The organism is Dietzia lutea (assembly GCF_003096075.1).
In the GTDB taxonomy this organism is placed as follows: domain Bacteria; phylum Actinomycetota; class Actinomycetes; order Mycobacteriales; family Mycobacteriaceae; genus Dietzia; species Dietzia lutea.
Genome location: NZ_CP015449.1, coordinates 1,331,351 through 1,350,065 on the forward strand (window position 1 = coordinate 1,331,351; position 18,715 = coordinate 1,350,065).

The 18,715-nt window shown below is 72.1% G+C and carries 17 protein-coding genes and 1 tRNA gene; 13 read left to right on the plus strand and 5 right to left on the minus strand.

Going from position 1 to position 18,715, the window contains the following annotated elements; genetic code table 11:
* Positions 1-11: 11 nt before the first annotated feature.
* The 8 genes from dnaJ to A6035_RS06040 all read left to right on the plus strand — a co-directional run bounded on the left by dnaJ (position 12) and on the right by A6035_RS06040 (position 7,611).
* Entirely contained in the window at positions 12-1,172 is a 1,161-nt protein-coding gene (dnaJ, locus tag A6035_RS06005; RefSeq protein WP_108847026.1) for a molecular chaperone DnaJ, read from the plus strand.
* Between the two features lie 45 nt (positions 1,173-1,217).
* On the plus strand, positions 1,218-2,015 hold the full coding sequence (locus tag A6035_RS06010) for a 16S rRNA (uracil(1498)-N(3))-methyltransferase (protein ID WP_108847027.1): 798 nt from the start codon (positions 1,218-1,220) through the stop codon (positions 2,013-2,015).
* Entirely contained in the window at positions 2,012-3,103 is a 1,092-nt protein-coding gene (locus A6035_RS06015; RefSeq protein WP_108847028.1) for a PhoH family protein, read from the plus strand. Before A6035_RS06010 ends, A6035_RS06015 begins: the two co-directional genes overlap by 4 nt.
* Positions 3,100-3,582 (plus strand): rRNA maturation RNase YbeY, encoded by a 483-nt coding sequence (ybeY, locus tag A6035_RS06020; RefSeq protein WP_007626431.1) that lies wholly within the window; start codon positions 3,100-3,102, stop codon positions 3,580-3,582. Before A6035_RS06015 ends, ybeY begins: the two co-directional genes overlap by 4 nt.
* Before the next feature lie 3 nt (positions 3,583-3,585).
* Positions 3,586-4,911: a hemolysin family protein gene (locus tag A6035_RS06025; protein WP_108847029.1), complete on the plus strand. Its 1,326-nt coding sequence runs from the start codon at positions 3,586-3,588 to the stop codon at positions 4,909-4,911.
* Positions 4,908-5,816, plus strand: coding sequence for a GTPase Era (era, locus tag A6035_RS06030; RefSeq protein WP_061229648.1), 909 nt, complete (start codon positions 4,908-4,910; stop codon positions 5,814-5,816). Before A6035_RS06025 ends, era begins: the two co-directional genes overlap by 4 nt.
* Before the next feature lie 105 nt (positions 5,817-5,921).
* Positions 5,922-6,824 carry a DNA repair protein RecO gene (recO, locus tag A6035_RS06035; protein ID WP_108847030.1) on the plus strand — a complete coding sequence of 301 codons (903 nt, stop codon included), beginning with the start codon at positions 5,922-5,924 and terminating at the stop codon, positions 6,822-6,824.
* A 37-nt stretch (positions 6,825-6,861) separates the two neighbouring features.
* Positions 6,862-7,611: an isoprenyl transferase gene (locus tag A6035_RS06040; protein WP_235026788.1), complete on the plus strand. Its 750-nt coding sequence runs from the start codon at positions 6,862-6,864 to the stop codon at positions 7,609-7,611.
* Positions 7,612-7,994: 383 nt separating this feature from the next.
* Here the strand turns inward: A6035_RS06040 and A6035_RS06045 are convergent, their stop codons facing one another.
* Positions 7,995-8,477: a Fur family transcriptional regulator gene (locus A6035_RS06045; RefSeq protein ID WP_108847032.1), complete on the minus strand. Its 483-nt coding sequence runs from the start codon at positions 8,475-8,477 to the stop codon at positions 7,995-7,997.
* Between the two features lie 4 nt (positions 8,478-8,481).
* Positions 8,482-8,850: an ArsR/SmtB family transcription factor gene (locus A6035_RS06050; protein ID WP_235026848.1), complete on the minus strand. Its 369-nt coding sequence runs from the start codon at positions 8,848-8,850 to the stop codon at positions 8,482-8,484.
* Positions 8,851-9,039: 189 nt separating this feature from the next.
* Between A6035_RS06050 and A6035_RS06055 the strand changes: the two genes are divergently transcribed.
* Genes A6035_RS06055 through A6035_RS06065 form a run of 3 tightly spaced genes read left to right on the plus strand, consistent with a single transcriptional unit; the run spans position 9,040 to position 12,418 of the window.
* Positions 9,040-10,434, plus strand: a complete 1,395-nt coding sequence (locus tag A6035_RS06055; protein ID WP_061913756.1) for a glycine--tRNA ligase — start codon at positions 9,040-9,042, stop codon at positions 10,432-10,434.
* Positions 10,435-10,489: 55 nt separating this feature from the next.
* Positions 10,490-11,107: a YdcF family protein gene (locus A6035_RS06060; RefSeq protein ID WP_108847034.1), complete on the plus strand. Its 618-nt coding sequence runs from the start codon at positions 10,490-10,492 to the stop codon at positions 11,105-11,107.
* 48 nt (positions 11,108-11,155) lie between these two features.
* Positions 11,156-12,418 carry a deoxyguanosinetriphosphate triphosphohydrolase gene (locus tag A6035_RS06065; protein WP_108847035.1) on the plus strand — a complete coding sequence of 421 codons (1,263 nt, stop codon included), beginning with the start codon at positions 11,156-11,158 and terminating at the stop codon, positions 12,416-12,418.
* Positions 12,419-12,481: 63 nt separating this feature from the next.
* Here A6035_RS06065 and A6035_RS06070 read toward each other — a convergent pair whose 3' ends face one another.
* Positions 12,482-13,822, minus strand: a complete 1,341-nt coding sequence (locus A6035_RS06070; RefSeq protein ID WP_167400713.1) for a serine hydrolase domain-containing protein — start codon at positions 13,820-13,822, stop codon at positions 12,482-12,484.
* Between the two features lie 36 nt (positions 13,823-13,858).
* Complete coding sequence (locus A6035_RS19155; protein WP_108847037.1) at positions 13,859-15,976, minus strand: TPM domain-containing protein; 2,118 nt, start codon at positions 15,974-15,976, stop codon at positions 13,859-13,861.
* 67 nt (positions 15,977-16,043) lie between these two features.
* Here A6035_RS19155 and dnaG point away from each other — a divergent pair, with 67 nt between their 5' ends.
* Together dnaG and A6035_RS06085 are read left to right on the plus strand one after the other, a co-directional pair.
* On the plus strand, positions 16,044-18,071 hold the full coding sequence (gene dnaG / locus A6035_RS06080) for a DNA primase (protein ID WP_108847038.1): 2,028 nt from the start codon (positions 16,044-16,046) through the stop codon (positions 18,069-18,071).
* Between the two features lie 82 nt (positions 18,072-18,153).
* A tRNA-Asn gene (locus tag A6035_RS06085) sits at positions 18,154-18,226 on the plus strand.
* 56 nt (positions 18,227-18,282) lie between these two features.
* Here A6035_RS06085 and A6035_RS06090 read toward each other — a convergent pair.
* Positions 18,283-18,705, minus strand: coding sequence for a nuclear transport factor 2 family protein (locus tag A6035_RS06090; RefSeq protein WP_108847039.1), 423 nt, complete (start codon positions 18,703-18,705; stop codon positions 18,283-18,285).
* Positions 18,706-18,715 lie beyond the last annotated feature (10 nt).

The window sequence follows — 18,715 nt, forward strand, 5'->3', positions numbered from 1 at the left end:
AAAGGCCACACGTGTCACGCGACTACTACGGGACCCTCGGGGTCGATAGGGGCGCCTCGGAGTCCGAGATCAAGCGCGCCTACCGCAAGCTCGCCCGCGAGCTCCACCCCGACGTCAACCCGTCGGACGAGGCGCGTGAGAAGTTCAGCGAGATCACCGCGATCTACGAGGTGCTCACCGACCCGGAGAAGCGCCGCATCGTCGACATGGGCGGCGACCCGCTCGACTCGTCCGGCGGTGGTGGCGGCTACGGCGGCGGGTTCGGCGGGGGCTTCGGCAGCGGCGGACTCGGCGACGTCTTCGAGGCGTTCTTCGGCGGCGGGGCCGGTGGCGGCGGACGCGGCCCCCGCAGCCGTGTCCAGCCCGGTTCCGACGCGCTCATCCGCGTCACCCTCGGCCTGGACGAGTGCGCCAGCGGCGTCACCAAGGAGATCCAGGTCGACACGGCCGTGCTGTGCGAGACGTGCCACGGCAAGGGCTCGGCCAGCGACAAGCCGCCGGCCACCTGCGGAATGTGCCAGGGTCAGGGCGAGATCCAGTCCGTCCAGCGCTCGCTCCTGGGCAACATCATGACCAGCCGTCCCTGCCCGACCTGCGCGGGCACGGGCGAGATCATCACTGACCCGTGCGGCGAGTGCACCGGCCAGGGCCGCGTCCGCAAGCGCCGCACCGTCTCGGCCAAGATCCCCGCCGGCGTCGGCGGCGGCATGCGCATCCGCCTGGCCGGGCAGGGCGAGGTCGGCCCCGGTGGCGGGCCCGCCGGGGATCTCTACATCGAGGTCAACGAGCGCACCCACCCGGTGTTCGTCCGCGACGGCGAGGACCTGCACTGCACCGTCCGCGTGCCGGTGGTCGACGCCATGCTCGGCGGCGAGGTCGAGCTCGAGACGGTGGTGGGCGAACCCCTGCAGATCGACATCCCGGCCGGCACGCAGCCCGGCCACACCGTCACCCTCACCGGACGCGGCATGCCCCGCGTCCGCGGTGGTGGCGCGGGTGACCTCACGGTCCACATGGAGGTCGTCATCCCCGAGAGGCTCGACCGCAAGCGCCGCGACCTCGTGGAGCAGCTGCGCCGCCTCGACGGTGACTCGGCCGAGGTCGTCAACGAGGACACCGCCCGCCGCGGTGGGCTGTTCTCCCGCCTGCGCGACGCCGTCGCCGGGCACTGAGCCGCCGAGACACGACACCCGCGAATCCCTGATGCCGAGCCGCCCGTGACCCCGTCCCTGTTCCGCGCCGACACCGTCCCCGCCGTCGGCGAGACGGTCGTGCTCGACGGCCCCGAGGGCCGGCACGCCGGATCGGCGCTGCGGGTCCGACCGGGCGAGGCGATCCGGGTCGGTGACGGCCGGGGCGCGGTGGCGGACTGTGTGGTGACGACGACGAGCTCCGGCCGCGTCGAGGCCGAGGTCGTCACCCGGGTCGACGTGCCACGCCCGACCCCGGAGGTCACCGTCGTCCAGGCCCTGCCCAAATCCGAGCGGTCGGAACTGGCCGTCGAGCTCGCCACCGAGGCCGGCGCCGACCGGATCGTGCCGTGGCAGGCCGATCGTTGCGTGAGCCGGTGGACCGGCCCCAAGGTCGACAAGGGCCGCACCAAGTGGACCAACGCCGCCCGGGCCGCCGCCAAACAGTCCCGCCGGGCCTGGGAGCCGGAGATCGGCGACCTCGTCGACTCCGCCGCGCTCGCCGCCCTCGTCGCCGCCCAGGTCGAGGCCGGGGCCAGCGCACTCGTCCTGCACGAGGAGGGCGCCGCCGGGTTCGCGGACGCGGTGACCGCGGGACCGACGGAGGAGCGGATCCTCGTCGTCGTCGGCCCGGAGGGCGGGGTCTCCGACGCCGAACTCGACGCCCTCACCGCCGCCGGCGCCCGCCCCGTCGTCCTGGGTCCCGAGGTCCTCCGGACCTCCACCGCCGCGACGGTGGCGTTGGCCGCACTCGGCGTTCTCACCCCGAGATGGGCGGCCGCGCGGTCTACACTCGACCCAACCGCACCACGACACGGGAAGTGATCCACGTAAGCACCCCAGGAAACGACGCAGTCCCCGACCCCGGCGCCCCCACCGACGGCGACCGGCACGACGCCGGGGACTCCCCCGCCCGCACGGCGGTCCAACTCGACCCCGACCTGGCGATGGCGGTACTCGGCGCCGCCGACGCCAACCTCCGCGCCCTCGAGGACCTGCTCGCCGCCGACCTGCACGTACGCGGCGGCACCATGACCATCTCCGGCGAGCCGCCCGACGTCGACCGCGCCTCCCGCGTCGTGTCCGACCTGCTGCGGCAGGCACGCAGGGGAGTGGAGATCACCCCCGCGTCCGTGCGGCGCTCGGTGGAGATCCTCGCCGACTCCGGACCGCTCACGCCCGAGGAGGTGCTCGGCACCGACGTGCTGTCCCGCCGCGGCGGGATGATCCGGCCCAAGACGGTGGGGCAGAAGCGCTACGTCGACGCGATCGACGACCACACCATCGTGTTCGGCCTCGGACCCGCCGGTACCGGCAAGACCTACCTCGCCATGGCCAAGGCCGTCGCCGCGCTGCGCGCCAAGGAGGTCAGCCGCATCATCCTCACCCGGCCCGCGGTCGAGGCGGGGGAGCGTCTGGGCTACCTGCCCGGCACCCTGCACGAGAAGATCGACCCGTACCTGCGGCCGCTGTACGACTCGCTGCACGACATGATGGACCCCGAGGCGATCCCCAAGCTCATGGCGGCCGGGGTGATCGAGGTGGCGCCGCTGGCATACATGCGCGGCCGCACGCTCAACGACTCGTTCATCATCCTCGACGAGGCGCAGAACACCACGCCCGAGCAGATGAAGATGTTCCTCACCCGCCTGGGCTTCGGCTCCAAGATCGTCGTCACCGGCGACATCACCCAGATCGACCTTCCCGGCGGGCAGCGCTCCGGCCTCAAGGTCGTGCGCGACATCCTCTCGGGCGTCGACGACATCCACTTCTCCGAACTGACGTCCCGCGACGTGATCCGGCACGCCCTCGTCGGCCGGATCGTCGACGCCTACGCCAAGCACGAAGCCCGCCTCGAACGGGGCGACCGACCCAGCACCGCACACAGGAACAGGGAGCAGCGCCGACGATGAGTATCGAGGTCGCCAACGAGTCGGGCGTGGAGGTCGACGAGGCCGAGCTCATCGACGTGGCCGCGTTCGTGATCGCCCGGATGGACGTCCACCCGGCCGCCGAACTGTCGATCACGCTCGTCGACAAGGACACCATGGCCGACCTCCACGTCACGTGGATGAACCTGCCCGGCCCCACCGACGTCATGAGCTTCCCCATGGACGAGCTCACCCCCGGCGGCCGCCCCGACCTGCCCGAGCCCGGCCCCGCCATGCTCGGCGACATCGTCCTGTGCCCGGCGTTCGCCGCCGACCAGGCCGCCAGCTCCGGCCACCCGCTCGCGCACGAGCTCGCCCTGCTCACGGTCCACGGGTGCCTGCACCTGCTGGGCTACGACCACGCCGAGCCCGCCGAGGAGCGCGAGATGTTCGGCCTTCAGAACGAGCTCCTGGGCGAGTGGTACGACCACCGCGACGAGTCCCCGAGAGTGGACGCCTGAGACGTGGACGCCACCATCTACACGGCCATCGCGGCCGTGGTGCTCATCCCCGTCGCCGGTCTGTTCGCCGCACTCGACGCCGCCCTGAGCACGGTCTCCGTGGCGCGCGTCGAGGAGATGGCCAAGGAGAACCGCTACGGCGCCGCCCGTCTGGCCAAGATGCTCGACGCCCGCCCGCGGTACATCAACGTCGCCGTCCTGTTGCACATGCTCAGCCTCATCGGCGCCGCCGTGCTGTTCACCGTGGTGTTCGACGAGCTCATCGACTCCCGCGCCTGGGCCCTGGTCACCGCGGTCGTCGTCACCACCGTCGCCGCGTACATCGTCGCCGGGGTCGGGCCCCGCACCCTCGGCCGCCAGCACGCCTACACGCTCGCACTGGGCGCGTCGACGCCGCTGACCGTGACCGGGGTCGTCCTGGGCCCCGTCGCGACACTGCTGGTCGGCCTCGGCAACGCCGTCACCCCCGGCGGCGGCTTCCGCAACGGCCCGTTCGCCTCCGAGATCGAGCTGCTCGAGATCGTCGACATGGCCCGCGAGCGCGGCGTCGTGGCCGACGACGAGTCCCGCATGATCCAGTCGGTCTTCGAACTGGGTGACACGACCGCCCGCGAGGTCATGACCCCCCGCACCGAGATGGTGTGGATCGAGTCCGACAAGACCGTCGGCCAGGCCGCGCGGCTCACCGTCAAGTCCGGCTACTCCCGCATCCCCGTGGTCGACGGCGACAACTCCGACGACGTGGTGGGCGTCGTCTATCTCCGCGACATCGTGGCCCGCCTCGACGACCCCGACGGGCGCGCCGCCCCCGTCGCCGAGGTGATGCGCCCGGCGGTGTTCGTGCCGGACGCCAAGCGGATCGACGACCTGCTGGCCGAGATGCAGCGCGACCACAATCACCTGGCGATCCTCGTCGACGAGTACGGCGGCACCGCCGGGCTCGTGTCGATCGAGGACATCCTCGAAGAGATCGTCGGCGAGATCGTCGACGAGTACGACACCACCGAGGTCCCGCCCGTCGAGGACCTGGGCGACGGCCGCTACCGCCTGTCCGCCCGGCTCGCTCTGGACGAGGTCGCGGACCTGTTCGACATCGAGTTCCCCGACGAGGTGTCCGAGGAGGTCGAGACCGTCGGCGGGCTACTCGCCCTCGAGCTCGGCCGCGTGCCCCTGCCCGGGGCGCACATCGTCTCCAGCGGCCTCGACCTGCGGGCCGAGGGCGGCCACGACCGGCGCGGGCGGGTCAAGGTGGTCACCGTGGTGGCCACACCCACCGAGACCGATGACGACGACACCGACGACCATCCCCAGCGCGAGGACAACCGATGAGCACTCCCGAGAACTACCGCAGCGGGTTCGTCAGTTTCGTGGGCCGGCCCAACACGGGTAAGTCCACGCTGACCAACGCGCTGGTGGGGGAGAAGATCGCGATCACCTCCGCGAAGCCCCAGACCACGCGGCACGCCATCCGCGGCATCGTCCACCGGCCCGACGCGCAGATCATCCTCGTCGACACCCCCGGCCTGCACCGCCCGCGCACCCTGCTCGGGGAGCGGCTCAACGCACTGGTCGAGGACACCTACTCCGATGTCGACCTCATCGGCCTGTGCATCCCCGCGGGCGAGCGGATCGGCCCCGGCGACCGCTGGATCCTCGAACAGGTCCGCAAACTGTGCCCGACCACGCCGCTCCTGGGGCTGGTGACCAAGATCGACACCGTCTCCAAGCAGAAGGTCATGGAGCAGCTCGTCGCCGTCTCGAAGCTCCTCGGGCCGGACTCCGAGGTCGTGCCGGTCTCGGCCGCGTCGGGTGAGCAGGTCGACGTGGTGGCGGACGTCATCGCCTCGCTGCTGCCCGAGGGGCCGCAGTTCTACCCGGACGACGTGGTGACCGAGGAGTCCGACGAGACCCGCATGGCCGAGCTCATCCGCGAGGCCGCCCTCGAGGGCGTGCGCGACGAGCTCCCGCACTCGATCGCGGTGACCATCGAGGAGGTCCTGCCGCACGAGGGCCGCGACGACATGGTGGACGTCCACGCCACCGTCTACGTCGAGCGGCAGAGCCAGAAGTCGATCGTGCTCGGCAAAGGCGGATCCCGCATGCGCGAGGTCGGGACCCGCGCTCGCGCCGGCATCGAGGCGCTGCTCGGCACCAAGGTGTACCTCGACCTGCACGTCAAGGTCCTCAAGGAGTGGCAGCGCGACCCCAAGATGCTGGGGCGCCTCGGCTTCTAGGCCGCCAGTGGGACAATGGACACCCGCACCGTGCGATACGCCTCGCCCGCGTGGTCGCGCGGGTGATCGATACGGTGCGGGCGAACGACACGGAAGGAGGCCTGGGTGCATCCCTTCACCGACACGGGCCTCGTCGTGCGCACCTACGACCTGGGCGAGGCCGACCGCATCGTCACCCTGCTGACCGAACGTCACGGCCTTGTCCGCGCCGTGGCCCGCGCCGTGCGGCGCACCCGCTCCCGCATGGGCGCCAGCTTGGAGCCGTTCGCGGTGGTGGAGGTGCAGATCGCCCCGGGTCGCGGCAGCAGCGGGCTGGGCACGGTACGCCAGGCCACCAGCCGCGAGTCCCTCGCCCGTCCGCTGGTCGCGGACTACCCCGCGTACACGTCCGGCTGCGTGGTGCTGGAGACCGCTGAACGCCTGGCCGGCGAGGAGGGTGCTCCCACTCCGCGGTTGCTCGGCCTTGCCGTCGGCGCCTTGCGCTCCCTCGCCGAACACCGCCGCGCGCCGGGGCTTGTCGCCGACGCGTTCCTCCTGCGCGCCATGGCCGCCTCCGGCTGGGAACCCGTCCTGGACTGCTGCGTGCGCTGCGGGGCCGTCGGCCCGCACCGGGCGTTCCACGTCGCGTCCGGCGGCACCGTGTGCGTGCACTGCCGGCCGCAGGGCTGTGCGATGCTCTCGCCGGGCGTCGCCGAGCACCTGTCCTCGCTGCTGGCAGGGCGGTGGGACGCCGTCGGGCTGTCCTCGCCCGCGGTGGTGCGGCAGGCCTCCGGCATCGCGGCCGCGCACCTGCAGTGGCATCTCGAGCGCGACCTGCGCAGCCTGCCACTGGTCGACCGCGGGCTGATCGGCGCGGATGCCGACGGATTCGTCGCCGATCGTCCCGATTCCGCCCGGCCCGATGCCGCTCGTCCCGCCGGCCGTCCCGCTGATGCGGCTTGGCCCGCCGATTCCGCCCCCGTCATCCCCGTTGAGGAGCCCCGTGCCCGGACTACCCAGATTCCGTAAGCGTCCCGCGCCGCAGGCGGCCACGGTCCGGCCGCCGATTCCGCATCCGTCGGGGGCGCGGCCGCCGGCCATCCCCGCCGAGTTCGTGCCCCGCCACGTCGCGTTGGTCATGGATGGCAACGGGCGCTGGGCGCAGGAGCGCGGTCTGCCCCGTACCGAGGGGCACAAGCGCGGCGAGGCCGTGCTGATGGACGTGGTCGAGGGATGTATCGAGATGGGCATCCCGTACCTGTCCGCGTACGCGTTCTCCACCGAGAACTGGAAGCGCAGCCCGGAGGAGGTGCGGTTCCTCATGGGCTTCAACCGCGACGTCCTGCGGCGCCGCCGCGACGAGATGCACGCCCTCGGGGTGCGCGTGCGGTGGGCCGGCCGGCGACCGCGGCTGTGGGGGTCGGTCATCAAGGAGCTCGAGGAGGCGGAGGAGCTCACCCGCGACAACACGGTCATGACCCTGGCCATGTGCGTCAACTACGGCGGCCGGGCCGAGATCGTCGACGCAGCGCGCGACGTCGCCCGACGTGTGGCTGCCGGCGAGCTGGGGCCCGACGACATCACCGAGGAGAACTTCGCCGACTTTCTCGACGAGCCCGATATGCCGGACGTCGACCTGTTTCTGCGCCCGTCTGGGGAGTTGCGTACCTCGAATTTCCTGCTGTGGCAGAGCGCGTACGCCGAGTTCGTCTTCCAGGACACCTTGTTCCCGGATTTCGATCGCCGAGACCTATGGGCGGCCTGCCTGGAGTACGCGGAACGCGACCGGCGCTTCGGCGGTGTCGCGCCCGCCTGACGACGGAGGCTCGTACTCGCGCTGCAGCGCCGCGCATGCAGCGCAGCCGCTCCTGGGGATGGCGTCTCGCTCCCGAGCTTGGCGTCTCGCCCCTGAGTGTGGCGTCTCGCTCGGGGCGCACGTAGCGCAGCCGCTCTCGGGGATGGCGTCTCGCTCCTGAGCCTGGCGTCTCGCACGTGCGCATGCCGCGCAGCCGCTCCCGCGGATGGCGTCTCGCGCCTGCGGATCTACGCCCGGGAGACAGCCGCGCGCGGGCATGGCGTCTCGCCTGCGCATTGGTACGCGCCAGACGACATGGCGGCGGGCGGCTGTGACCGGCGGCGGGCCAGCGGTGGCTCAGTCGGTGGCGGGCGGCTGTGCTCGGGCGGCGGGCCAGCGGCGGCTCAGTCGGCGGGGGGCTCGAACCCCGCGCGAGCGTCGGCCCCGCCCCCCGCGTCGGCCCCGCTCCCCGCGTCGGCGCCGGCCTCGGCGCACCGCGCGCAGACGCCGAACAGCTCGACGGTGTGACTGACATCTGCGAACCCGTGGGCCCGGCCCGCGCGGTGGGCCCACACCTCGACGCCCGGTTCCTCGACCTCCACGGTGAACCCGCAGACCCGGCACACCAGGTGATGGTGGTGCGAGTCGGAGCACTTGCGGAAGATCAGCTCCCCGGAGTCGGTGCGCAACACGTCGACCGCGCCGGCGTCGGCCATCGACTGCAGGGTGCGGTACACGGTGGTGAGCCCGATCGTGTCGCCCCGCTCGCGCAGCTCGGCGTGCAGGTCCTGCGCCGAACGGAAGCCTTTGGACTCGTCGAGGAGACCCGAGATCGCGCTGCGCTGTCGGGTGGAGCGCACGCCGATGGGCCTGTCGGAAGAGGTCATGACCCTACTGCTCCCCGGCGTGCCCGACGGCCGCCTCGACGATGTTGAGCATGTGCCCGTCTAGCAGTTCGTAACGCATCTCGCGCCCCTGCCGGTGGGACGAGACCACGCCCGAGGACTTGAGCACACGCAGGTGCTGGCTCACCAGTGGTTGGGCCACCCCCAGCGCGTCGACGAGTTCGTGGACGCACCGCGGCCCCTCCCGCAGCTGCAGGACGATCGCGATGCGCAGTGGGGCGGACAGGGCCCGCAGGAGTTCTCCCGCCGCGGACACCACGCCGTCGGGAGGGAGGGGGACCGGGGCGGCCCTGTGGTCGGAGTCGTGGACGTCCGCGACCGGTTGGGGACCGGTCGATCGGGGTCCGGGTTCCATCGTCTCCACCTTCCGGGCTCGAGGTCGTACTCGGTCGCCGCCGGCGCCGTGTCGGGTAGGGGACCCCAGTATCCCAGACCCGGGGGGTCGACCGGATACCCTGGTGAGAAGTGCCCGGGCGCAGGCCCGCGCCGAGGTGGTCCACCCGAGACCTCCGCCAACCGACTCATCAGAGGGAGAACCCCCGACGTGGCATCCTCAGCGTCCGTCATCGACACCGTCGTCAATCTCTGCAAGCGCCGGGGACTGGTGTACCAGTGTGGCGAGATCTACGGCGGGACGCGCTCGGCGTGGGACTACGGCCCCCTGGGCGTGGAGCTCAAGGACAACATCAAGAAGCAGTGGTGGCGCACGTTCGTCACCGGCCGCGAGGACGTCGTGGGCCTGGACTCGTCGATCATCCTGCCCCGCCAGGTGTGGCAGGCCTCGGGCCACGTCGAGACCTTCACGGACCCGCTCGTGGAGTGCCGCAACTGCCACACCCGCCTGCGTCAGGACCACCTGCAGGAGGCGTACGCCGCCAAGAAGAAGCTCGACTCGGTGGCCGACGCCCCGATGACCGAGATCGCGTGCCCCAACTGCGGCACCAAGGGGCAGTGGACCGATCCGCAGCTGTTCTCCGGCCTGATGAAGACGTACCTCGGCCCTGTTGACAACGAGACCGGCCTGCACTATCTGCGCCCGGAGACCGCGCAGGGCATCTTCATCAACTACAAGAACGTCATGACCACGGCCCGGCGTAAGCCGCCGTTCGGCATCGGTCAGATCGGCAAGGCGTTCCGCAACGAGATCACGCCCGGCAACTTCATCTTCCGCACCCGCGAGTTCGAGCAGATGGAGATCGAGTTCTTCGTCAAGCCCGACGAGGCCGACGAGTGGTTCAAGCGCTGGGTCGAGGACTGCTGGGACTGGTTCGTCGACCTGGGAATCGACCCGGAGAACATGCGCCGCTTCGACGTCCCCGACGACGAGCGCGCGCACTACTCGGCGGGCACCATCGACTTCGAGTACAAGTTCGGGTTCTCCGGCAACGAGTGGGGCGAGCTCATGGGCGTCGCCAACCGCACCGACTACGACCTGACCCAGCACCAGACCCACTCCGGTGAGGATCTGCAGTACTTCGACCAGGCCTCGGGCGAGAAGTACGTGCCCTACGTCATCGAGCCGAGCTTCGGTCTGACCCGGTCGCTCATGGCGTTCCTCATCGACGCCTACACCGAGGACGAGGCCCCCAACGCCAAGGGCGGCGTGGACACCCGCACGGTGCTCAAGCTGGACCGCCGGCTCGCCCCGATCAAGGCCGCGGTGCTGCCGCTGTCCCGCAACGCCGACCTGTCTCCCAAGGCCCGCGACCTGGCGGCCCAGCTGCGCAAGAACTGGAACGTGGACTTCGACGATGCGCAGGCGATCGGTCGGCGCTACCGTCGCCACGACGAGATCGGCACCCCGTTCTGCATCACCGTGGACTTCGACACGCTCGAGGACCAGGCCGTCACGATCCGCGAGCGCGACACCATGGCGCAGGAGCGCGTGGCCATCGACCAGGTGGAGGGGTACCTCGCCCAGCGCCTGATCGGATGCTGACGGGCGCCCCTGGCACACTGGTCGGGTGAGAAGATCCGGGTCCCCGCTCCGCGCGGTGTCCAGGGCCGTCAGCTGGGTCCTGACCATCGCACTGCTGTTGTGCCTGGTCATCCCCGGTTTCATCGCGTTCCGCGTCTGGCACGTCGCGCGGATCGACGACCGCACGCCGGCGGATGCGATCGTCGTGTTGGGGGCCGCCCAGTACAACGGCGTGCCGACCCCGGTGTTCCAGGCCCGGCTCGAGCACGCGGCCCTGCTGTACGACGAGGGGGTCGCGCCGCAGATCATCACGGTCGGCGGCGGTCAGCCCGGTGACCTGTACACCGAAGCCGGGTCCGGCCGGGCCTATCTGACCCGGCTCGGCGTGCCCCCCGAGGCCGTCCTGGCCGTGGAGACCGGTACGAACACAGAGGGCAGTCTGGACGCCGTGGCACAGACGGTGCGCGACCAGGGCGGACACTCGGTGGTGCTGGTCAGCGACCCGACGCACTCGTACCGCTCGCGGATGATGGCTCGCGATGCCGGACTGGACGCGTGGACGTCGCCGACCCGGCACGGGCCGGCGGTGTGGACGCGCGAGAACCAGATCATGAGCATCATCCGGGAGACCGGAGCGGTGCTCTGGTACCAGTACCACCGGATCGTCGGCAGCGATGTGGACTTCCCGGGATGAGCCGGTGACCGTGGGACGACGGGGCGGCGACGCCCGGAGGGGACGGGCATGACGGGTTACGCGTACGACGCGGCGGACGCCGAGCGGCGCGTGGACGAGGGGACGGGACGCGCCCGGGGCAAGGCCAGTGAGCGCAGCCCGTTCGACCGCGACCGCGCCCGTGTCCTGCACTCGGCGGCGCTGCGCCGACTCGCCGACAAGACCCAGGTCGTGGGCCCCGGAGACGGGGACACCCCCCGCACCCGGCTCACCCATTCGCTTGAGGTGGCCCAGATCTCGCGCAGCATCGCCGCCGGCCTGGGCTGCGACCCGGATCTGGCGGACCTCGCGGGTCTGAGTCACGACATCGGCCATCCGCCCTACGGGCACAACGGCGAGCGCGCGCTGGACGAGGTCGCCCGCTCGTTCGGCGGTTACGAGGGCAACGCGCAGACCGTGAGGATCCTGTCCCGGTTGGAGCCCAAGGTCGTGGACGCCGACGGTCGCGGGGTCGGGCTGAACCTCACGCGCGCCGCCCTCGACGCCGCCACCAAGTACCCGTGGCTGCCGCGGGAGGGGACGCGGAAGTTCGGCGCCTACGCCGACGACGCCGACACCCTCGCGTGGATACGGCAGGGCGCGCCCGGGGACACCCGGTGCCTGGAGGCCCAGATCATGGACTTCTCCGACGACGTGGCCTACTCGGTACACGACGTGGAGGACGCGATCGTCGCGGGCCGCCTGGACCTGCGGTCGCTGTCCGACCGGTCGGAGGTCGCGGCGCTCGCCGAGCTGGGCGCGGCCGAGTTCCGCGGCCCGGACGCCGACCAGCTGGAGCAGGCCGCCGGACGCCTGGGTTCGCTCGAGGTGGTCCGTGCGGTGCAACCGTTCGACGAGAGCTTCGCCGGGTTCGTCGCGCTCAAGGCCCTCACCAGCGAGCTGGTCGGCCGGTTCGTCATGCCCGCCATCCACGCGACCCGCGAGGTGCACGGCGCGAAGCCGCACGGTCGCTACAGTGCCGATCTCGAGGTGCCAATCGAGGTCGAGGCCGAGGTCGTCATGCTCAAGACGATGGCCGTCCGCTACGTGATGAGCGATCCGGGGCACCGCCTGAGGCAGGACCGGCAACGCGACCGCATCCACCGGGTCGCGGAGTTCCTGGCGCAGTCCGCGCCGGCGGGCCTCGACCCGGTGCTGCGGCCCCTGTGGGACTCGGCCCCCGACGACGCTGCGCGCATGCGGGTGATCGTCGATCAGATCGCCCTGTACACCGAGAGCCGGCTCGAGCGGGTCGACCGCGCGAGCGCCGGCATCCAGGCCGCCTGGGGCTGACCCCGGCCATCCGCTGCCGTCGGTCAGAGGTCGCGGTGACCGGACGAGCGGGGCGCCCGCCGGTCAGCCGACCGCGCGTGCGACCTCGCCGACCAGCCGGTCCACGCCCACCTCGTCGAGGCTCGAGCCGGGGGTGAATCCCGTGCGCACCACCACGAGGTCGGCCGAGGGGACCACCACGACGTACTGCCCATCGTGGCCGGACGCCCAGTAGGCATCGGCCGGCATCCGGTCGAATCGGAGCGGGCCGCCGTCGCCGGCCTGGTTGAGCCACCACTGGGCGCCGTAGGGCTCGGGTTCGCCGCCCGCCGCGACGCCCGCGGTCGCGTAGTCCATCCACCCCTCGGGCAACAGCCGCTGTCCATCCACCTCGCCGTCGTCCATCACGAATTGGCCGAACCGCGCCCAATCCCGGGGGCTCGCCCACAGGTACGAGCTGCACACGGACCCGCCGGACGCGTCGGCCTCGAGGACGGCGCTGCGCATGCCGAGCGGGCGGAACAGCAACTCCTCGGCCATCTCGGGTCCCATCCCGGTGCGCTCGTGCAGGAGGTCGCAGAGGATGTTGGTGGTGCCGGAGGAGTACTGGCGGTACTCACCCGGGGCGTGGGCGGGCGGCTGGGAGGCGGCGTAGTCGGCCATGTCCGGCTCGAGGTAGAGCATCCGGGTGACCGGGGTGCCGAGGTCGTACTCCTCGTCCCACTCGAGGCCGGAGGTCATGCGCAGCAGGTGGTCGAGCGAGATCCGCGCCCGCTCGGCGGTCCACTCGGGGCGGAGCGCGGTGGTGGCCGGGTCGAGGTCGGCGCCGGGGAACTCGAGCTGCGCACGCCCGACGAGCGTGGAGGCCACGCTCTTGGCCATGGACCAGCCGAGCTGGCGGGTGTCGGGGCCGAAACCGTCGGCGTACCACTCGTCGATGATCTCGCCGCGATGGACGACGACGAGGCCCCGCGTCCCCTCGTGCGCCGCGGTCTCCGCGAGGGCCGCGGAGACCTCGTCCGGGACATCGGTCGCCTCGGCGAGCCGGACGCCCGGGCCGCCGTCCTCGAGCAGCGGCGGGGGCGGCTCACCGCTCTCGGCTCCCGCGGCGCGGCCACCGAGGGCGCAGCCGTGCTCGGAGACGTGCGCGGTCTGCCGGAAGCCGACCCCGAGCAGGGAGGCGGTGGCGGTCCCGGCCTCGTCGTCGATCGCCGTGCGCAGGTAGGGCACGAGCGGGTTGGGCGGCAGATCGGACTCGTGGTCCTCTCGTCCGACGAGGAAGTGCAGGGCACACGCGTTGTGCGCGGCGTATCCGGTGCCGGTGAGCAGCAGGGGGCGGAAGTACGCGCCGGCCGCGACCACGGCACCGACCAGGAGGACGAGTACCGCGATCACCGCGATGAGGACTTTCCGCCGACGTGTCATGAACAGAGAGGCTAGCCAGCGGGTCCGACAGCGCGGTCAGAAACGCCCGCCCGCGCCTCCGCCGCCCCAGCCGCCGCCTCCGCCGCCGGAGAACCCGCCGCCCCCGAAGCCCCCGCCGAACCCTCCGCCGCCGCCGAGGCCGCCGCCCCAGCTGGAGCCCGAGCCGAAGCTGGACCCGGCGCCGCGGGTCATGCCCTGGATGAGGGCGCCGGCGATCATGCCGCCGACGAGGGCGCCGGTGCCGGAGCCGCCGCGCCCGCCGCGGCCCCCACGCCCGTAGGGGCCGTGCGGGCCCCCGTAGCGCCCGGTGTATTGCGGCCGGGAGGCGTCGTCCTGGGCGAGCCGCAGCGCCTCGCGGGCGAGGTTGAGCGCCCGGTCGGCGGCGGGGAACGCGGCCGGTCCGACCGTGGCCTCGGCGGTGGCGAGGGAGTTCTTCGCCGAGGCGAGCCGGGTGCGGGCGGCCTGGCCGATGACGTACGAGCGGCTGCCGATGAAGTCGTCGGCCTCGCGGACCGCGCCGGCCGCGCGGGTGAGGGCGGCCTGACGGGCGGCGCGGGCCCGGCCCGCGGCCTCGGCCTCGTGTCCGGCGGCGGCGAGCGCCTCGTCGAGGTCGCGGTCCACCTCGATGAGCCGGGAGAACGTCCCCAACGGGTCCGTCTGCCCGTCCCGGCGGGCGGCCTCGACGGCGTCACGGCCGGCGGAGGCGGCAGCGGTGAGGTCGCGGCTCGTCGCGTCGCTGACGTCGGTGGAGGCCAGCAGGCGGGCGGCCATCTCCAGCTCCTCCTCGACCTCGGCGACGAGCGGCTCGAGGTCTCGTCGGGCGGTCGCGATGTCGTCGGCGGCGTGGTCCACGCCGTCGACCAGCTTCTCGGCGCGGGCGAGTTCGCCCTCGGCGGAGGTGATGGCGTCCACGGCCTCGCCCTGCTCGCCGACCGGCCGGGCCAGTGCGACGCGGGCCCGGCCGGTCTCTGCCTCGGCGGCGTCGAGCAGCTGCTCGGCCAGCGAGAGGTTGTCGGCGATGGAGGTGAGCACCGCGGACGGGAACCTCTCGCGGAGGTCGGACATGGTCTTCTCGGCCTCGGGAAGCCGGGCGCGCAGGGCCACCGCGCGGCGCGTGAGCGCGTCCACGGAGGCGCCGCCGTTGATCAGCAGGTCACGCATCTCGCCGAACGCCGTCGCCTGGTCCTCCAGCCCGCGCTCGGCGCGTTCGGCGCGGGCGGCCACCTCGAGCAGCATCGCCTTGCGCTGATCGGGTGTCTCGGGGATGTCGTCGTCGAGCCGCTGGACGAGCCCGTGCGCGGCGGCGACCTCCGAGCGTGCCGCGTCGAGCGCGGCACGGAACGGCCTGGTGCGCAGGTCGCCGAACTCGCCGGTGGCGGTCTCAAGCGCGGTGGCGGAGGCGTCCACGGCCTGGTCGGCGTCCACGAGCCCGGCGCGGGCGCGGGCGTCGAGCACGTCGATCGGCAGGGCGGACATCCGCGCGGTGTCGTCGCCGGGGATGTCGCGGGCGTCCTCCGCCTGCCGCGCGGTGCGGGCGGCGCGCCGTCGGCGGGTGACCAGGACCAGGACGACGACGAGGACGACGATCACCGCGATCGCCGCGATGATCGCGAACGGCGAGACCTCGGAACCGGAGCCCTGCCGCTCGAGTCCGTCGGCGGCGCCGATGACCGCGCCGGCCCAGTCGTCGTCGGCCAGGCGCGGCTCGATGTCGCGGTCGGCGATCTGTTGGGCGGTCCGCTGGTCGTCGGCGGGGGAGCCCTCCGGGTCGTCGAACTCGAACCAGTACCGGCCGTCCTGCACGGCCACCACGAGCAGTGCGTCGGAGGCGCCCAGGTCGGACAGCTCCCGGGTCTGCCGCGACCACTGCTCGACCGGGATGCCGTCCAGGGTGTCGACGAAGGTCACCCACAGCTGGATCTGGTCGGTGGAGCGTAGTTCGGCCAGTCGGCTCTCCACGTCGCGGGTGTCGCCCCCGAGCACGCCCGCGGAGTCGGTGAGCTGCTGCCGCAGGTTCGACGGCGGCTCCGCGGCGGCGCTGGGCGTACCCCACGCCGTCAGGCAGACCAGGAGCGCGGCGAGGACCGAGGCCGCCGCGAGGTGAAGGCGGCGGAGGACGACGGGGGTGGCCGGACGGGGTGAAGCGGCGATCATGAGCCCAGCGTATCGGCCTCGAAGAGGGGCCACGCCGGTCCGCCGCGCGGGCGGCTACTCTGGGCGCATGGCAGGGCGGATTCCGGAGCAGGACATCGCCGCGATCCGCGAACGCACCCGTATCGAGGAGATCGTCGGCGAGTACGTGGCGCTGAAGCCGGCGGGTGCGGACTCGCTCAAGGGGCTGTCCCCGTTCAAGGACGAGAAGACCCCCTCGTTCCACGTGCGTCCGCAGCACGGCTACTTCCACTGTTTCTCCACGGGCGAGGGCGGTGACGTCTTCGCGTTTCTCATGAAGATGGAGCACATCGGTTTCGTCGAGGCGGTCGAGCAGCTGGCCGACCGGATCGGCTACCGCATCTCCTACGAGGGCGGCGGGCAGGTGGTCCAGCGCGACCGCGGCACGCGCTCCCGGCTGGCGCAGGCCAACGCGGCGGCGCAGAAGTTCTACGCGGAGCGGCTCGCGCAGGACCCGGAGGCGGAGACGGCGCGGACGTTCCTCACCGACCGCGGCTTCGACATGGCGCAGGCGCAGCACTTCGGCTGCGGGTACGCCCCCGCCGGCTGGGACACGATGAGCAAGCACCTCATGCGGCAGGGTTTCGAGCCCAAGGAGCTGGAGGCGGCGGGGCTGTCCAAGACCAGTTCGCGGGGCACGCTCATCGACCGCTTCCACCGCCGGCTGCTGTGGCCGATCCGCAACCTGGCCGGTGAGGTGATCGGCTTCGGTGCGCGCAAGCTGTTCGAGGACGACACGCTGGGCAAGTACATGAACACGCCCGAGACCATGCTCTACAAGAAGTCGCAGGTGCTGTTCGGGCTTGACCTGGCCAAGCGGGAGATCGCCTCGCAGCGGCGCGCGGTGGTGGTCGAGGGTTACACGGACGTCATGGCGATGCACGCGGCGGGCGTGACCACGGCGGTCGCGGCGTGTGGCACGGCGTTCGGCGAGGATCACCTGTCGACGTTGCGCCGGCTGATGCTCGACGACAACTACTTCCGCGGCGAGATCATCTACACCTTCGACGGCGACGAGGCGGGCAAGAAGGCCGCCCTGCGGGCGTTTTCGGGCGACCAGCAGTTCTCGGGCCGGACCTTCGTCGCGGTGGCGCCGCCTGGGCTCGACCCGTGCGATCTGCGTCAGACCAAGGGCGACGTCGCGGTGCGGGACCTGGTGTCGGCGCGGGTCCCGATGTTCGAGTTCGCGATCCGGTCGATGCTGGAGGACTACGACCTCGACCACGCCGAGGGTCGTGTGGAGGCGCTTCGGCGCACGGTGCCGGTGGTGGCGGACATCCGCGACTCGTCACTGCGGGACGAGTACGCCCGTCAGCTCGCCGGGTGGGTGGGCTGGGACGATCCGGCGACCGTGGTGCGCCGGGTCCGCGAGGAATCGCGCAAGAAGGGCCGGGCACGCTCGGCCGGGGCGGGTTCGGGTCCGCGCCGGCGCGGACCGGGCGGTCCGGGCGGGGGAGCCCGCCCGGGGTGGGACGCGGCCGAGCGTGGTGGCGCGGGTCGTGGTCGAGGGGGGTACGACGACGACGAGGTCGACGGCGGCGAGGCCCCGCGGACTCCGGAGGTGCCGAGGGGCGTGCCGATTCCCGCCCCCGGTGATCCGGTGCTGTGGCCGCAACGCGAGGCCGTGAAGGCGGCCCTGCAGTACCCCGGCCTGGCGGGCCCGTTGTTCGACTCGCTGCCGGACGAGTGCTACACCCACCCGGCGTACGCGGCGATCGCGGAGGCGCTGTCGCGGTCCGGGGGCTGTGCGGCGGGCAAGAGCGGCGTCAACTGGGTGGCCGAGGTGTCGCAGGGGCTGGAGGACGAGGGCCTGCGTCGTCTGGTCGGGGTGCTCGCGGTGGAGACGTTGCGCGTGTCGGAGGAGGCGTTGCCGCGCTACATCTCCGGGGTGCTCGCGCGCCTTCAGGAGGTGTGGGTGTCGGGGCAGATCGCCGACCTGAAGTCCAAGGTGCAGCGGATGAGTCCGGCGGAGGACCCGGAGGGGTATTCGGCACTTTTCGGTGATCTGGTGGCGCTGGAGGAGTACCGGCGCGGCCTGCTGGAGCAGGCGGTCGGAGCCACACCGGACATTGCCTGACCTGCCGATTTGGTTCCTCGGCGTGGTTCACACTAAGGTGGTTTCTCGGTATCCGGCACAGCAGCCGGAAGGCCGGTAGCGATCCCCCATAGCTCAATTGGCAGAGCATTCGACTGTTAATCGAAGGGTTATTGGTTCGAGTCCAATTGGGGGAGCTCCTGCAGAGAGGGCCCGTGGCGTTGTCGCCGCGGGCCCTCTTTCGTTTCCCGTCTCAGCCGCGGCGCAGCACGCTCGGGTCGCCGAGGTCGAAGCGCACGTGGAACCGCCGCGAGGCGATCCGCCAGCCCTCGCGCGTGCGCCCCCAGAGGTCGGAGTACTCGCCGAAGCACTCCCAGGACCGTCCCGCGAGGTCGTCTGCACCCAGGTGCAGCACGCGCGCGTAGGTGAGGCTGCGGGCGCGGTCCGGGTCGCCGTCGTACCCGAGCTCCACGCGGTGGTTCCCCAGCAGGTGCTGTGAGGGACCGCAGCCGCCCAGATGATCGCGGACCTGCTCGACGATCGCCTCGCGGCCACGTGCTCCGTACCCCGTCGCGGTCTCGGTGAACAGCGCCCCGAGTGCGTCCCAGTCGCGGGTGTCCAGCGCGCTGGCGACGTCTGCCAGCCGCTCGATGATCTGATCCCTGTCGGTCGTCATGTATCCCCCC

Excerpts from the sequence above, each read along its gene's own strand:
- dnaG (WP_108847038.1), top strand. The coding sequence starts at position 16,044 with ATGGCAGGGCGGATTCCGGAGCAGGACATCGCCGCGATCCGCGAACGC.
- A6035_RS06090 (WP_108847039.1), bottom strand. The coding sequence starts at position 18,705 with ATGACGACCGACAGGGATCAGATCATCGAGCGGCTGGCAGACGTCGCC.
- A6035_RS06045 (WP_108847032.1), bottom strand. The coding sequence starts at position 8,477 with ATGACCTCTTCCGACAGGCCCATCGGCGTGCGCTCCACCCGACAGCGC.
- A6035_RS06065 (WP_108847035.1), top strand. The coding sequence starts at position 11,156 with ATGACGGGTTACGCGTACGACGCGGCGGACGCCGAGCGGCGCGTGGAC.
- A6035_RS06070 (WP_167400713.1), bottom strand. The coding sequence starts at position 13,822 with ATGACACGTCGGCGGAAAGTCCTCATCGCGGTGATCGCGGTACTCGTC.
- era (WP_061229648.1), top strand. The coding sequence starts at position 4,908 with ATGAGCACTCCCGAGAACTACCGCAGCGGGTTCGTCAGTTTCGTGGGC.
- A6035_RS19155 (WP_108847037.1), bottom strand. The coding sequence starts at position 15,976 with ATGATCGCCGCTTCACCCCGTCCGGCCACCCCCGTCGTCCTCCGCCGC.
- ybeY (WP_007626431.1), top strand. The coding sequence starts at position 3,100 with ATGAGTATCGAGGTCGCCAACGAGTCGGGCGTGGAGGTCGACGAGGCC.
- A6035_RS06050 (WP_235026848.1), bottom strand. The coding sequence starts at position 8,850 with ATGGAACCCGGACCCCGATCGACCGGTCCCCAACCGGTCGCGGACGTC.